This is a genomic window from Nocardia sp. NPDC058176 (assembly GCF_042883805.1).
In the GTDB taxonomy this organism is placed as follows: domain Bacteria; phylum Actinomycetota; class Actinomycetes; order Mycobacteriales; family Mycobacteriaceae; genus Nocardia.
This window is the reverse complement of sequence record NZ_JBHVVA010000011.1, coordinates 1-15,111: the sequence shown is the minus strand read 5'-3', so window position 1 is coordinate 15,111 and position 15,111 is coordinate 1. Positions and strand designations below refer to the sequence as shown.

Here is a 15,111-nt window from a genome sequence, read left to right as displayed (position 1 = left end):
AGCGAGAAGTACAGGAAATTCCACCACCACTGGGTGACTGGGAATTCACGAAGGATTCGACCCTGATTAGCGCGGTGGCGACACGGGCTCCGAGCCTCTTTGAATTCAGAGACCGAGCGAACCTAGTTCAGTAAGTAACGGCAGCGACAAATTTTTCCAACACGTTTCAGGAGTCACTCTTCGTGAGGTCCTGGATGACTTCCTGCGCGTGAAAGGGCTGGTGGTTCAAGCGATCTGACCTGCATATTCGCCGCACAAACAATGCAAACTTGGGCACGCGAAATATACCGACAGACCGGTTCGGCGAGTACGCCGAACCGGCTTCCGGCGTGAGTGCCGCTGTTTGTGAATCATCAAGTGCCACAACAAATTTCATGACAATTGGGCTGACATTCGCAGGGGTTGTGTGCCACTATCAATGGGGTCCGAGCTCGGCTAGATCGATTCGGAGGGAGGTGATCCTGATGACCAAGTGGGTCGCGGGCGGAGCCTGATCTATGGGCCGGTGACTTTCCGGTCGAGATGCAATGTCCTGTCGGCGTCCGTGCACAATCGCCGGGCGCCGACAGGGCGTCAGACGAATTCCATTGCCACTCATTAAGATACCAATCGAGGTTTTCGATGCTTCCGTTCGAGTCATTCAGCTACCCGTTTTTCGACCTCAGCACTTCGGCGGATCATCGGGCACTTGTCGCGGCGCACCTGTCGACACCTGACGTCCCGATCCTCGGTGATCACACCCGCGGTTTGAAGGCGCTGTACGTGCACATCCCGTTCTGCGACAGCCTGTGCACGTTCTGCCCGTTCGTGAAGTGGGTCGGCACGCCCGAGCGCATCGCGGCCTATCTGGCGGCCTTGCACGTCGAGCTGGAGACCCTCGGGGCGACACCGCGGATGCAGGGGTGGGAGATCGACAGCGTCTACATCGGCGGTGGCACGCCGTCGGTGCTGAACGAGGAGCAGATCGCCGCGCTCATGCGCGGGATCCGCGCGAACTTCCGCCTGGCCGCCGATGTGGAGATCTCGTTCGAGTTCGAGGTCAAGAGTGTGACGCCCGAGAAGTTCGACGCCCTGGCCGAGCTGGGCGTCACTCGCGTGTCGTTCGGGGTGCAGTCGTTCGATCCGGAGATTCGGGACATGGTGCACATCACCGCCACCCTGGACCAGGTCTACAACGGGATCGGTTGGGCGAGTGAGCGTTTTGCGAATACGAACATGGACATGATGACGGGGTTCCCCGGTCAGGACACCGCGCACGCGCGCCGCGACGCGCGGTTGGCCGCGGAGTCGGGTATCGCGTCGGTGTCGATGTATCCGGTCGACTACGTGATGACCTTGCCCGGCTGGCAGGAGCGGATCCGCTCCGGCGAGCTGCCCCGGCCGGCGATGCTCGATGACCGCTCGCGGATGTTCCACGAGGCCCGCGCCGCGCTGCTCGAGACGATGGGCGAGCAGAACATGTACTGCTTCGGTGACAGCACCGCTCCGGCAACGAGATACATGTTCTCGACGCTCTACGGCGGCTACCGCGACGAGGCCGTCGGCGTGGGGCCGGGTGCCTACAGCTTCATCCGGGGCTTGGCCTGGATGAACGACGCCGACGAACGCCACTACAACGCGACCGCGAGCTCTGGCCTGCTGCCGATCACCCAGTCGTCGAGCTACCACGCCTACGAGAAGGGCCTGGTGTTCTTCCCCAAACGGCTCACCTTCGACATGCGCGACCTCAAGGTGCTGAGCCTGGACACCGTCTATGCCGAGCGGATCGACCGGATCGTCACCGCCGGGCACGCCGAGCTGGTCGGCGACACTCTGCGGCTGACCGAGCCGGGCAAGCTGGTCTACAGCGAGCTGATGGCGCATTTCTTCGCCGACCCCCAGCAGCGGCTCTACCACCGTGTCGTCAATCGGCTCTCCGAGCAGGTCGGTGTCATCGACGAGACCGAATGGAAGGCCGGCGCCGACCGCGTCGCCGCGATGGGCGCGACCAACGCGCTGCCCGGCGCCTCGAGCCGGACACGCCACAAGCGCCTTCCCCTGATCACAGCGCGATGATCGGCGACCCGTTCTTCACCCGGCTCCTGGACGCGCTCACCGCGCCGGGAGCCGGGTACGCCCGGTCGAGCACCGCGCCGGTGGAGCCGGGCCTGGACTTCGGGGTGGGCGAAGCCCGGTATCCGATGCCGGGCGCCGTGCGCGAGGCCCTCGCTGCCCGGCTGGCCGGGATGGATCGGCTCTGGTACTCCGATCCGCGCGGGGAAGCCGACCTGCGCGCCACCTACCTGGACCACCTGCACCCCGACACCGCCGCTGATCCGGCCACGGTGCTCGTCACCGCCGGTGGCAAGGAAGCCGCTCTCCTGGCGGTGCGCTTCGCCCTGCATCAGCAGGGCGGGGGGCCGGTGTTGGTGCCGGTGCCGGGGTGGGAGCCCTACCAGCTCTGGGTCGAGGCGGCCGGTGCGGGCGTGCTGGGCTACGACCCGTCGGCGCTCGCGGCGGATCCGGGGCGGCTGCGAGCGTTGATCGCCGAGTCCGCGCCGCGACCGCGGGTGGTGGTGCTCAACTACCCGCACAACCCGACCGGCACCGAACTCACGCAGGCTGCGATGGACGAGATCATCGCCATCGCAGCAGATTTCGGGGTGAGCGTGGTCTCCGACGAGGTGTATCGCGTGTTCGGGCAGACACCGGTGAGCGCCGCGCGGGCGCCGGCGTTCGATCCGCGCCACCACTTCGTCGTCGACTCGGTGTCGAAGTCGCTGGCCTCGGCAGGGCTGCGCGTCGGATTCGTGCACGCCGACCAGCGGGTCATCGACGCGCTCACCGCGTTTCGCGGCGCGTATGCCTCGTGCACCAGCGTGGTCACCCAGCAGCTCGCCGTCACCCTGCTGGCCGATCCGGGCGCGAGCACCTGGCTCACGACTGTGCGGCGCACCGTCGCCGTCGACCGGGCGGCGGCCGCGGCCGCGCTGACCGAGGCCGGGATCGATGTCGTCTCCCACGGTGGGCTCTACCTGTGGTGCAAGACCCCCGACCCGGCCGCCCTGCCCAGCCCCGGACCGGCACCGGTTGGTGCGCGGGTGACCGCGGGCGCCGGATTCGGTGCGCCCGATCACTTCCGGGTGTGTACGGCGCGCGCGGACCTGGACCCGGTCGCCGCGGCGGCCGCGGTCGTGCAGACGGTGAGGGCCTGGTGATGTTCGATCATTTCGCGCCGCCTCCGGTCACCGCGACCGAGCCGCTGGCGACCCTGCTCGATGTGACCTTGCGTGACGGGGGTTTCGAGGTCGACTTCCACTGGCCCGACAGCCATTTCGCCATGGTCGCGGCCACCGGCCACGCCACCGGGATCGACATCGTCGAACTCGGCTACCTCGGCGGGGTTCCCCTCGAGCACAGTGTCGCTCGCGCCGGCGTCGGCGCCTACCTCACCCCGCGACACGTCAGCGCTGCCCGCCGTGACGGGCTCGCCCTGGCCGCGATGGTCCATCCCAGCGCGGTCACCGCGCCACCGGATCTCGGGCCCTATGTCGAGGCCGGGCTCTCGATGGTCCGGTTCGTCTACCACCCCCGCTGGGCCGACGCGATCGCCGCGCTGGCCCTCGATGCGCGCCGTCACGGCTTGGCCGTCGCGGTGAATCTGGCGCTCGCCTCGCGCTACACCGCGACCGAGCTGGTCGATCACGCCACGAGGATCGTCGAGGACATGGCGCCCGATGTCGTCTACGTCGCCGACACCTGCAGTGCGCTGGGCCCGGACCAGGTCGGTGACCTCGTGCACCGGCTACGGGCCGCGGTCGAGGTCGAGGTCGGGTTCCACGCCCACGATTTCCTGCACCTGGCCTACGCGAACGCGCTGGCCGCCGTGGCGGCCGGGGCCTCCTATCTGGATGTCTCGCTGCTCGGGCTGGGACGGGGTGGGGGCAACCTCGCCGCCGAGCCGCTGCTGCTGCGCCACCGCCTCCCCGTCGCCGACCCCGCCGCGGGCCCGCTGCTGCAGGAGTGCCGTACCCAGCTGGCCGCGACGACCGGCCGCCGGGCCGGGTCGCTGACGGCTGCAGTGTGCGCGGTGCTGAACCTGACCCCGGTCGAGGAGGCCGCGATCCGCGAGTTCGCCGCGCTCGAGCAGATCGGTGACGACACCGCGGCGTTGTGGCTGCTCACCCAGGCATCGCGGGTGGCCACGCTGCGCCCGCAGGATCTCCGAGCGCACTGGCACGACCACGGCCTGGTCGTGGGCCGATGACCGCGACGATCAGCCACCGGGCCACCAACCTTGTCGCGCACAGCTACGACGACTTTCCCGTCACCGCCGGGCAATTGGACCTGCGCGGGGACAACTCGCCGCCGCTGTCGGCCGAGTTCACCCGCCCGATCGCCCTGCCCACAGCCGAGGCCGCCACCTACGGCGACATCCGGGGTGAGCTGCGCCTGCGCACTGTGCTGGCCGAGCTGTTCGGGGTGGATCGCGACCAGGTCGTGGTCACCGCGGGTGGCAGCGAGGCACTGTGGCTCGCGCTGACCTGCGTCACCGACCACGGCGACGCGATCCGGATGCCGCGCCCGGCCTTCCCCGGCTTCGAGCAGCAGGCGCGGCTGCTCGGGCTGCGGGTCCTGCCCTATGGCGCCGCCGCCGCGGTGCCGCGGCGGGGGACCATGCCGGTCCTGATCTGCACCCCGCACAATCCGACCGGCCTGCTCACCCACCCCGACGGTGCGGGGCGGTCCGGCGGGTGGGTGATCTGGGACCTGTCGCACATGACGACCTCGGGCACCGGATTGGCCGAATTCACCACGGGATTCGGCGCCCAGGACATCGCGGTGTTCAGCCTGTCAAAGATGCTGCGGCTGCCCGGCGCGCGGGTCGGGTGCCTCATCGGCGCCGACCCCGCACTGCTCGACGCGGTCGTGCGCGCGAAAACCCATGTGGCGATGTCGACGAGCTGCCTGGCCCAGGACCTCGCACTGCGCGTCCTGGCCGACCCCGCCGCCCGGCACGAACTGACCGTGCGCACCACGTTGTTCGCCGAGCACCGGGCCCAGTTGCTCGCGGCCGTGGACGCCTCGTCGACGCTGCGCGCGGTCGCGGCCGCCGACGGCACCCACCTCTACGTCGAGGCCGTCGACGGCGCCGACGCCTGGCAACGGCTCGCCGTGCGCGGGGTTGTCGGTATCCCGGGCCCGGTGTTTCACGGGACCAGCCGGGAGGTCCGGCTCTGTATCGCCCAGCCGCAGCAGGTGATCGACGACGCGGCCGCGCGGGTGCGTGCACCGTGACCGGCCAGGTCACGACCTGGCGATGGTCAGGCCAAGGCGGCGTCGAGGATGCGCACAATCGGTCTCGGATCGGTGCCGGGCACCAACCGACGGAACTGCCCGGCTACCTCGGCATCGCGGGCCTTGATCGCTTCGTTGATCAGCCAGACGCAGGCCTTGCGGATCGTCGGGTCCTTCTCACCCATCAGGGCGGCGAGTTCGGGCACGTCGGTGGGAGACAGTCCGGCTTTGACCGGCCGGATGAGGGCCACGACGTAGAGGCGGCGTTGCCACACCGACGGCGAGATCGCCAGCGGGTGCAGCTGGCGCAGCAGGGCAGGGTCGGCGACCAGGGACATGCCGACGACACCGCCGAGTTCGTCGACCGACAGCCAGTTGTCGAGCAGCAGTGCCCATCGCAGGATCATCGACGCCGGCATGCGGGTCTCGGTGAGGCGCAGCATCATCGACCCGGCCAGCTCGGCTTCATGCACTTCGCCGTGCCACAACGCCTCGGCCGCACCGAACACCGTCGCCGGATCCGGGGTTCTGCCGGTGATCCCGGCGTTCTTGAGGCCGGTCTTCACCGTGGCACGCAACAGCGGAATCCGCACCCCGAGAACGGGTTTGCCCGGGTGACGGGCCGCGACGGTCCCGGCCACGTAGTCGGGGTCGGCGTGGGCGGCCAGGCCCTGCTCGACATCGGTCACCAGCGACGAGATCCGCTCCGCGATCACTGCGTCCATCCGCTGACCATACGACCCAGCACCGACAACTTCGGCAGGAGTGAACAATGACCGGCACCGCCTTGGACATGACCGGACCGCGACCGAACGCCGCGAGCCCGGTCTACGCCGTCTACGGATCGTTCGACCCGCGCGCGCTCACCCTCGCCGCAGCCCGCGAGTCCGGCACGATCTACCAGCAGATCCCCACCGACGTGCTGATGGCCCTCGAGACCGGGGAGCCGAGACTGCGCGAAGAGGCGCTGACCCGCCTGCGGATCGAGTTCGGCGAGGCCATGATCGGCGCGGTCGGGTTCGACGACTGGTGGAACACCGCCCTCGAGGCCCTGAATCCGCGCTGGACTTTGGCCCGCGCACGGGCACTGGTCACCGACAAGGCCCGCCTGTATCAGGTGCTGGCCCAGCGCGGCGTCGCCGTCGCGCCCCACCACACCGGGTCGCTCTCGACACGGCTGCTGCGCTTCGCCCTCGAGCACCTGGGCCCGCGCCCGATCCTCAAGCCGGCCACCGGCGCCGGATCACGCGGGGTCTACCGCTACCGCGCCGACCTCTCCGTCGAGGAGAACCTGGCCCTGTATCAGCAGATCCTCCGTGTCGGTCACATCGACACCGCTACCCCGGTCATCGTGGCGCAGTACCTCGGTGACGACGACGCCGCCGTGGAGATCAGCGTCGATGTGACCGTGTGCGACCGCCGCGTCGCCCACGCGGTCGTCCACGAGAAGTGCACCGCCACCGCGGTTCCGCCGTTCGTCGACGGCATGATGATCAGCCCGCCGACCGACCCCCGTATCGACGCCGAACTGGCGCAGCTGCCCGCGGTGCTGGCCGGGATCGTCGGGGCCTTGGGCCTGGCCGACGCGGCGCTGCACATCGAGCTGCGCCTGCATCAACGCCGGTGGCATGTGCTCGATATCGGCGTGCGGCCCGGGTCCGGTCTGGTCGCCCACGCCGCCGCCGCGCACACCGGGGTCGACCCGCGCATGGTGCACCTGGCCGCCAGCATCGGCCGCCCCCTGCACCCGGCCGCCGTCAGGGCCGCCCACGGCACCCACCCTGCGACCTGCATCGCCTGCTGCTACGTCGCTCCGGATCGGCGCGAGGAGATCACCCTGCTGCGCCACAGCGAGCTGGCCGATCAGCTCTACGGGTCCGCCGACGTGTTCGGCTGGCACCTCAACACCGCCGAAACCGACGACGACCTCTACCGGCCCGATGCCGGGATCTCGGTGGGGATCGGCGCGCCCGACATGCCCACCGCGTGGGCGCGGCTACGGTCGCTCGTCGAGCCGTTCGACTTCACCACCCAAACCCGCGACACCACCGAAACCGTTGTCGCCCAATGAAAGGACGCCCGTGCTCACCTTGCATCATCTCGCCGTCACCACCGCCGACCAAGCCAAATCCCGCCCGTTCTACGACGCGGTGTTCGGCCTGCTCGGATACACCCGCGGCTACACCTCCGACAAGTTGTGTACCTGGGACGGGCCGGGCCCGGAGCTGCTGCTCTACATCGTCGAAGGCGACGACAGCGCACCGCACACCCACGGCCGACCCGGCTGGCAGCACGGCGCTTTCTCCGTCGAGGACCGCGCCACCGTCGACGCCGTGCACACCGCAGTGCTCGACGGCGGCTGGACCGTCGTGCACGAACCGCGCGAATACCCCGACTACGGGGCGGGCTACTACGCGGTGTTCGTCGAGGACCCTGACGGCATCCGCTGGGAAGTCGCCCACATCCCCACCGCCACACACTGACCCGCCGACCTGGGCACGCCCGGCCTCGGCGAAACTGATCGGAGCCGTTCGTGCCCAGTAGCACCCTCGTCATGGTCCTGGTCGACCTCGTCATCATCATGATCGCCGCCCGCGCGCTCGGCCGGCTGGCCGAAAAGCTCGGCCAACCAAGGGTGATCGGGGAGATCACCGCCGGAATCCTCGCCGGGCCCACGATCTTGGGCCCACACCTGTCGAACCTGCTGTTCCCCGCCGACGTGCGCCCGATGCTCAGCGTGCTCGCCAACCTCGGCGTCATCGCGTTCATGTTCATCGCCGGACTCGAGGTCGACCGCGGCGTGCTCACCGGTCGCCGGGCCGTGGTTCCGACGATCTCGGCGGCGGCCTACGCCGTGCCGTTCGCGCTGGGCTGCTTGATCGCGGTCGTGGCGCTCTCCCGCCACCACACCGGCACCGACACCGTGGCGTTCGCGCTGTTCATCGGGTGCAGTTTGGCGGTGACGGCGTTCCCCGTGCTGGCGCGCATCTTGGTCGACCGGGACCTGATCCGGACCCGGGTCGGGCAGCTGAGCTTGGCGTGCGCGGCCGTTATCGATGTGCTCGCCTGGATCGCGCTGGCCGCGGTCCTCGTGCTGGTCGCTCCCACCGGCAGCTACTGGCGATGGGCACTGCTCATCCCGATCGCCGCGATCATGTGGTGGGGCGTGCGCCCGCTGATGGCCAAGTTCGCTGCCACCAGCACACCGCAGCAGGTCGTGTTGCTCGCGCTCGGCAGCGCCCTGCTCCTGGGCGCGCTCACCGAGTGGATCGGCCTGCACGTGATCTTCGGCGGGTTCGCCGCCGGTCTCTGCTTCCCCCGCGCCCAGCGCGCGGCCGCCGAGTCCGGTGCCAACGTTCTCAGCACACTGTTGCTGCCCGCGTTCTTCGTCGTCGCCGGGCTGTCGGTCGACCTGGGCATGATCGACACCACCGGTGTCGGCGAGCTCGTGATCATCGTGCTCGCCGCGGTCGGCGGGAAGATCGGCAGCGTCATGCTCGCCTGTCGGCTCACCGGCCTGGACACGCGTACCTCGGCCGCGCTCGCCGCGCTGCTGAATACCAGGGGACTCACCGAGTTGGTCATCCTCCACATCGGCCTGACCGCCGGGCTGATCGGCACCGGCCTGTACTCGCTGCTGGTCGTGATGGCCCTGGTTACTACCGCGATGACCGAACCACTACTGCGCTGGATCAAGGTTCCGCGCACAGTGACTCACGACATGAACACCGCGGGACGCCGTGGCATGGTGGTCAAGGCTGCCGCGGACTGACGCACACGTCCCGGCCCGCCTTCCCAGCTCGGGGATGCCGCACTTGGTCAACCTGTTCGACATCTCCGGATCGGCGCGCTGGGCACCGTCGACAACAGCGGAACAGGATCGCGTCGGCGGAGTTCCGCTGGGGGAGCATGACGCACTTCTGAACCCCGGTCCTGCCGCTGACCACCTGGCGATACAGTCATCAACCTCGGAATTTTTGATGTGCCCTGGAGAGGCGAGAAAAAGGTTTCCCGTGGACAACGCTTTCGGTTCATATTTCATCGCATCGCACTCCCCACCACCCCCGACTGCCCGTCCCAATCCGGAAGGGAAACGGCGGCGCCGACGCCGCCGTGAAGCCGAGCCTCAAACCATCGGCAAGAACCCGGAGACCTGGCCGCTACCGGAGACTGAGCCCGACGACACCCCAGTCGCCCCGCTCCCACCCGTGGCTAGCGATGCCGAGGGATTCGTCGGCAGCTGGATCGATTGGAACGAACCGGCGGCGACCGATGCACCAGAGAAGACGAACGTTGTCGACTGGAACGATTGGGCGACATCGACGACGACCGAGCACAGCGGTGAGCGCTTCACGATGCCGGCGACCCCACGGCTCAAGGACTTCGGTGGTGGCGGTCCGATCTCGCGCCGACCCCGCAAGACGTTCGACGACCGTGCTGATCCGGGCAGGACCTGGGCCGCGACCGCACTCAAGATCGTGGCTGGTGCCGCCGTCGCCGTCGCCGCGATCGGTGTTGCGGCCAGCTTCATCGTGTCCCGGCCCGCCGACATCGCTGGCGACCAGGCCACCACTTCTTCAGCAATGTCTGCTCCCCAGGGCGCCCCTGCCCCTCTGCCTGTGCACGCGGTGCACGGGTGCGACCCGGTGGACAGCGTCGCGATCACGACCAGCGCCGGACCCGGTGACACCTCGACGCCGCGAGGCGCAATCCTCGGCTTCGAGTACAGCTATTACGTCGAACGTGATGCAGCCAAGGCTCGCAGCTTCGTCACTGCCGACGCCCATGTCGGCGACGAAGCGGCTCTCGCTGCGGGGATCGCCCGGTATCCGCTCGGGGTGCGGTACTGCGTGCGCATCCGTCCCACCACCGAGCCGAGCGTGTGGGATGTCGACGTGGAACAAGAGCTGCCAACCATGCAAGCCAAAACCCTCGAGTACACGATTCACACGACCGAGGTGGCACCCGCGTCGTTCCGGATCAAGAGCATCAACTACCGGAAGTGACGAGCCTTGCGCGTAGCGCCGATGTTCTTTCGGGCCTGATCACGATGGTGACCGCGCTGTGTCCCTGGGAACTCCGCAGCCTGGATGGTCATCGGGGCCAGCTGCGAGAGGTATCCGAGCCCTACGCCAACCGCGGCGCGAGCCGCCTGTCCCGGGTGTACGTCTCGGCCGACCTACAGCCGCACCCCGGCGGCGAGACGGCGACCGTGGTGAAGGCGACACGCGTTCGGGAACTGCCACCCTCCGATGGCCGAGCCCTGCCAGGCACGAGCGGACGGCGGCGTCACCGATTCCGTTGACGCCGCTCGCCGGGGCATACGGCATGGCTTCTCATTCGTTGGGGTAGCTTCCCCGCTCGCGGTAGTAGCCGAAGATGAAGTGCTCCTGCTCGTCGACCGTGGGTATCAGGACTTTCAGGGTGAGCGGGGCCAGGTCACCCTCGATGTCGAGCAACATCTCACGCAGTTTGGTCGTGCGGGGCGTGTCGGGCATCTCGCGGAGCCGCCGCCGCACCGGCCTCAGCGACAACGACCAAATGGACACCGGCCGTGCCCAGGTCATCTTCAACGCCGCGCTGGCCCGCGCGCGACAGACCGTCATCGACTCCGAGGGTGCGCGATTGGCCGCTGCGGACCGATCGTGAGGCTCGTAGTCCTCCGGCCGGGTTGCTCGCCCGGTAGGATGCTGGGTACGCGGCCCTTCTCGGTCGCGTCCTCATCGCCCCTTCCAGGGTTGGCTCCTATTTCCCGCGCGCCGCACTCGGCGTGCTCGGTGCGTAGACCAACGAAAGGGGTGTCGTGGTGGTGCGGTTGTGGAGGTTCCATTGGTCGGGCTGCCCGCCCTTCGCGGCGGAGAGTGCCTGGTCGGCGTTGTGGGGCACCGAGCGGTCGGCCGACGGTTCACAGACGCGCTGCCCGTGCGAGGGCCAGCCACAAGGTGATACCCGCACGTGCAGGGATTGCATCGGCGGCCTGCGCGAAGACGATGTGGTGTGTCGGACCTGCGAGGGGGCCGGCAGGATCGATATCGGATGCGTGATGTGCGACGGGACCGGCTGGCAGGACGCGGTGCCCGGATATTCGTGCTGGCGCGACCCTGATCAGCTGATCGCCTACATGCGCGAGCGCGTCGGCGTCCTCGACGACGCCGACGGCGTGGTGATCGAGTTCGACGGCGAGATCGTCGACAGTGGTTTCGACGGCGAGCCGACCGCGATCCCGCACGAGGTGATCCAGACGATGGTGTGGTCGCGATTCATCGCCGACCGACGAGCCTCGACACCGTGAGCGGTGCGGGCGCGGTGGCGTTCGCCGACCTGGTGGAGCGGGTGTTCACCGAGTTCGACGGCCGGTACGGTGCAACCCGGATCGCCGGGGTGCTCACCGAGCGTGGTACTCCCACCAACAAGCAGGCCGTCGCCAGGGTGCTGCGGGCGCGCGGGCTGAGCGCTCGGCGGCTTCCGCTTCCCCGCGCCGAGCTGAACACGCGCGTGGTCTCCCTCTTCTTCGCCCATGACTGCGCGTTCGGCGCCGAACGCATCGCTGTCGTGCTCGCGCGCCAGGGTGTGGCCGTCAGCGAATCGACCGTGGCGAACATCCTGCGCGCCAACGGATTGCGGGCGGACAGGTGAGTCGCCACCCCGCCACACAGCGGCAGAATTTCTAGTCGGAAACGTCAAGATTTCTGGTCGAGATCGTGGCCGCACTCGGCACCCGGCGACAGGCCATGTTGCTCCGGGTGCCGCCGAACTGGGCGCTGAGCGAAGTCAGCGCCGACACCCTGCTGCAGGTCAGTGCCGAACACGGGCTCGAGGGAATCGTGGTCAAGCGTGGGGATTCGATATACCAGCCGGGCAAGCGCTCGACGGCCAGGACGAAGGTCGTCTTGCGATCCACGACCGAGGCGATCGTGGCCGGCGTCGTCCCTGGCCGTGGCGCCCTGTCGGGCACTGTCGGGTCCTTGGTGCTGGCCGCCCATGACCCGTCGGGTCGGCTGCGCTGGATCGGGACGGTCGGCAGCGGACTCACCACCGCCCAACGGCGCTGGTGGTGGGCCGAGCTCGACGCGATCCGCTGTGATACCCGTCCTATCGCGGTGAGCGGCTCGATCGATCCATCGAGGAAGTCCAGCTGCCCGGCCCAACAACGGGGTAGGTGGTCACCCGGCAGCGTGTCGGTGTGCTTGTCGGCAGGCCCGGCAGTGTCCGTGGTGGAAACGTCGACCAGCCGGTGTGCCGCAGTGCGCACCAGCGGGGCAGGTCTTGCCGAGGATCTTCTCCAACGCGGTGCCGAACCTGGGGTCTCGGCGGGCTCTCCCCCACACCTGGTGGGTGGTGATGGCGAGCTGGGATGCGGCCTCGGACACGGTCAGTCCCTCGCGCAGCAGGTCGAGCAGCCGCTGGCGCTCATCCCGGCTGAAGGCGGCGTCGGCCAGCGTGCGCCGCCAGGCGCGCGATGCCGCAGTATGAGCGGTGCGGGCCCGCTGATCGCGTGCACCACGGCGGTAACGGGTGGTGTTGTTCTGACTCCGCACGACGCTCCTCGATGATCCGGACAGGCAGGGACGCGGCGATGCTCGACGGCCCCGAATGGCATCCCCGCTCGCGCGGGGAGAATGTCGGATTGCGGATCATCCCCGCCAGCGCGGGGAACCAGTTGTGCTACAAGCACATCCCCGCTTGCGCGGGGAACACGAGCGGCATGAAGGCCGCCGGGGTGCCCAGGTTAGCAGAACCGGTTCCCGCGCGCGGGGCCTCGCCTACAGCTCGTCGCGGGCCTTGAGGTACGCGGTCTTCGCGCTGTCGTGACTGGTGTGCAGGGTCGTGCGCTCGTAGCTTTCGCCCTCACCGCCGACCATGCCGCCCTCACTGATGTCGAGCTGCCACCAGGTGAGGGTCGTGCCGTTGGCGAGGGTGTACTGGTGGCGGGTGATCGTGTGCTCGGCGCTCCACCGGTGCGAGTCGTGTTCGTAGTGGTCGACGCGCTCGGCGTGGTGGTGAGTCGCGGTGAGCACCGGTGACCACAACGCGGGGTCAGCGAGCAGACCCTTGTTGTGGTCGGCGGCGGCGAGTCGGGTCAGTGCGTCGCGCGCGGGCTCCGACAGTCCGGCGTCGGGCCGGGCGGTGTCGCCGTGCCAGTGCGCAGCGATGAGTTCGAGTGCGCCGGAGGTGGTTTCGCAGACCGACCACGTGCTGTCCGCGTGCAGGATGCGGGCATCGTCGGCCACCACCAGGCAGTCCCACTCGTCGGCGTGGGTGTCGAGGTAGGCCTGCGCCGCGGCGGGGTCGTCGGTGATGAACGGTGTTCCCCATGCACTACGTTTGGAGACGAGGTGGATGCGGGTGGCGGTCGCCGGGATCTGCGGTGCGCGCGCGGCGAGGATGTCCTCGACGCTGTGGTGGCCGCTGCGGGCACGGTCGGCCGCGTCGTGGCAGGTGATTCCGGCCTCGCCGAGGCGGACGGCGTCAGCGGGTGAGAAACGCGGGCCGTAGGAACCGTGGTAGGGATCCCAGCCCAGCTCACGCCACTGTTCGGGGGTGCGCGCCAACAACTCCCGGGCCTCGTCGGGGGTGCCGACGCGGATACCCGTCATGTACATCGGCTTGTCGATCGCGCTCCACCCGGCAGCGATGAACACCGCCGCGGTCTCGGCGTCGTAGCCGCCCTCGAGCCAGTTCTCCAACTCGTACTCGGTGCGCAGATCGGCGACCAACGCGGCCCGTTCCTCGGTCAGCGGCATCCGCCACACCCGCCAGGCCGGCACGTTGTTCACCGACCAATCATCCCCATCCCGACCGTTGTACTCCTGCAACCAGAGCTGCCGGTTGACCGGGTCGATACGGATCGCGCCGTCGAAGTTGCGATCCCGCCGCGGCACCACGGTGAGGTTGCCGAATCGCGCGAGCGCCGGGTCGTCGGCAGCCGGGTACTCCCGATCCGCGACCGGGCCGCTGATCAGATTCCGGATACGGGCTTCCAAGTGTTCGCGGCGGCGGTCCCGAGCGGCGCGTTCGTCATCGCGGTCGTCGGCCGCGTTCTCCGCCTCGGTGGCGGCCACGGTGACACCGGTCACCCACACGAACTCGCCCGCATCGGGTTCGCCGTCGGGGGCAAGGGTTTCGTCGTCGACGCGGTCCTGGTCCCAGGTCTCGACCTCGCTCGACACGACCATGATCCGGTCGCGGCGACCCACTTTCAGGATTACACCGGGCGACGGGGCACCGAACAGGATCACTTCGTCCCAAGGCATGGAGCCGCCGGAGATCCGGAACACCGCACGCCGCAGGCGGGTGTCGGTGACAGGGCGGATGCTGCGGTCGATCGCGGCCTGCTCGGCGGGGCTCGGCGCGCGGTCGGCGTCGGGCAGCAGGCGGGAGTAGCGGTTCATACTGGACATCGGAGACCTCGTTTCTCCGTCAGGGCTGTGGCCGGTGGTCGAGCACCGGCCACAGCCGAACTTGTCGGGCGCGGGCGCGCCGGATTCGGCCGCACAGTCATCTCGGCGGCCGGGAACCCCACTGGTGCAGGGAGATCACCCGCAGTTGCGGGTCCGAACCCGGTGAGCTACCAGAGGCCCACCAGGTATCCCCGCTCGCGCGGGGAGCGCGCCCCGGGACAAGTCCGGAGGCTGCGATCACGCTACAACGCGGCACCGACACGGGGAGCGGTCTCCACCACCAGCCAACGTTGTATAGCAACTATACCACAGTGGTATAGTTGCTATACAACAGTCGAGGAAGGGTGGTGGGCATGTACGAACGTTCCGCAGAGGCCGAGGCGCGGGTGACCGGGCTCCAGTACGCGGTCGAGGCGACGAGCCAGATCGAGGC

Annotated in this window: 14 protein-coding genes; 11 read left to right on the top strand and 3 right to left on the bottom strand. The window is 68.8% G+C overall.

Annotation, left to right across the window (positions count from 1 at the left end; all coding sequences use genetic code 11):
* Positions 1–522: 522 nt before the first annotated feature.
* From ACFVVM_RS32430 to ACFVVM_RS32415, 4 genes are read left to right on the top strand one after another with little or no spacing between them, the layout of a single operon-like run.
* Entirely contained in the window at positions 523–2,055 is a 1,533-nt protein-coding gene (locus ACFVVM_RS32430; RefSeq protein WP_387626125.1) for a coproporphyrinogen-III oxidase family protein, read from the top strand.
* The gene (locus ACFVVM_RS32425; RefSeq protein WP_387626123.1) at positions 2,052–3,197 is read left to right on the top strand and encodes a pyridoxal phosphate-dependent aminotransferase; all 1,146 of its coding nucleotides are present in this window, start codon (positions 2,052–2,054) and stop codon (positions 3,195–3,197) included. Before ACFVVM_RS32430 ends, ACFVVM_RS32425 begins: the two co-directional genes overlap by 4 nt.
* Positions 3,197–4,246, top strand: a complete 1,050-nt coding sequence (locus ACFVVM_RS32420) for a hypothetical protein (RefSeq protein WP_387626391.1) — start codon at positions 3,197–3,199, stop codon at positions 4,244–4,246. Before ACFVVM_RS32425 ends, ACFVVM_RS32420 begins: the two co-directional genes overlap by 1 nt.
* Positions 4,243–5,277: a pyridoxal phosphate-dependent aminotransferase gene (locus tag ACFVVM_RS32415; protein WP_387626121.1), complete on the top strand. Its 1,035-nt coding sequence runs from the start codon at positions 4,243–4,245 to the stop codon at positions 5,275–5,277. The genes ACFVVM_RS32420 and ACFVVM_RS32415 overlap by 4 nt, the downstream gene beginning before the upstream one ends.
* Positions 5,278–5,303: 26 nt before the next feature.
* Here the strand turns inward: ACFVVM_RS32415 and ACFVVM_RS32410 are convergent, their stop codons facing one another.
* Complete coding sequence (locus tag ACFVVM_RS32410) at positions 5,304–6,002, bottom strand: DNA alkylation repair protein (RefSeq protein ID WP_387626119.1); 699 nt, start codon at positions 6,000–6,002, stop codon at positions 5,304–5,306.
* 47 nt (positions 6,003–6,049) lie between these two features.
* On the opposite strand from ACFVVM_RS32410, the gene ACFVVM_RS32405 reads away from it, so the two are divergent.
* From ACFVVM_RS32405 to ACFVVM_RS32390, 4 genes are read left to right on the top strand one after another with little or no spacing between them, the layout of a single operon-like run.
* A complete protein-coding gene (locus tag ACFVVM_RS32405; RefSeq protein ID WP_387626117.1) occupies positions 6,050–7,348 on the top strand; it encodes a hypothetical protein in 1,299 nt (432 codons plus the stop codon).
* Positions 7,349–7,358: 10 nt separating this feature from the next.
* The gene (locus tag ACFVVM_RS32400) at positions 7,359–7,760 is read left to right on the top strand and encodes a VOC family protein (RefSeq protein WP_387626115.1); all 402 of its coding nucleotides are present in this window, start codon (positions 7,359–7,361) and stop codon (positions 7,758–7,760) included.
* Positions 7,761–7,810: 50 nt separating this feature from the next.
* Complete coding sequence (locus tag ACFVVM_RS32395) at positions 7,811–9,049, top strand: cation:proton antiporter (protein WP_387626113.1); 1,239 nt, start codon at positions 7,811–7,813, stop codon at positions 9,047–9,049.
* A gap of 43 nt (positions 9,050–9,092) precedes the next feature.
* A complete protein-coding gene (locus ACFVVM_RS32390; protein WP_387626111.1) occupies positions 9,093–10,283 on the top strand; it encodes a hypothetical protein in 1,191 nt (396 codons plus the stop codon).
* A gap of 330 nt (positions 10,284–10,613) precedes the next feature.
* Here ACFVVM_RS32390 and ACFVVM_RS32385 read toward each other — a convergent pair whose 3' ends face one another.
* Complete coding sequence (locus tag ACFVVM_RS32385; RefSeq protein ID WP_387626109.1) at positions 10,614–10,775, bottom strand: hypothetical protein; 162 nt, start codon at positions 10,773–10,775, stop codon at positions 10,614–10,616.
* Between the two features lie 545 nt (positions 10,776–11,320).
* Here ACFVVM_RS32385 and ACFVVM_RS32380 point away from each other — a divergent pair.
* The 3 genes from ACFVVM_RS32380 to ACFVVM_RS32370 all read left to right on the top strand — a co-directional run bounded on the left by ACFVVM_RS32380 (position 11,321) and on the right by ACFVVM_RS32370 (position 12,830).
* On the top strand, positions 11,321–11,569 hold the full coding sequence (locus ACFVVM_RS32380; protein WP_387626107.1) for a hypothetical protein: 249 nt from the start codon (positions 11,321–11,323) through the stop codon (positions 11,567–11,569).
* Positions 11,566–11,913 carry an IS3 family transposase gene (locus ACFVVM_RS32375; RefSeq protein WP_387626105.1) on the top strand — a complete coding sequence of 116 codons (348 nt, stop codon included), beginning with the start codon at positions 11,566–11,568 and terminating at the stop codon, positions 11,911–11,913. Before ACFVVM_RS32380 ends, ACFVVM_RS32375 begins: the two co-directional genes overlap by 4 nt.
* Before the next feature lie 65 nt (positions 11,914–11,978).
* Entirely contained in the window at positions 11,979–12,830 is an 852-nt protein-coding gene (locus tag ACFVVM_RS32370; protein WP_387626103.1) for a hypothetical protein, read from the top strand.
* Between the two features lie 210 nt (positions 12,831–13,040).
* On the opposite strand, the gene ACFVVM_RS32365 is transcribed toward ACFVVM_RS32370, so the two are convergent.
* Positions 13,041–14,678: a hypothetical protein gene (locus ACFVVM_RS32365; RefSeq protein WP_387626101.1), complete on the bottom strand. Its 1,638-nt coding sequence runs from the start codon at positions 14,676–14,678 to the stop codon at positions 13,041–13,043.
* Positions 14,679–15,111 lie beyond the last annotated feature (433 nt).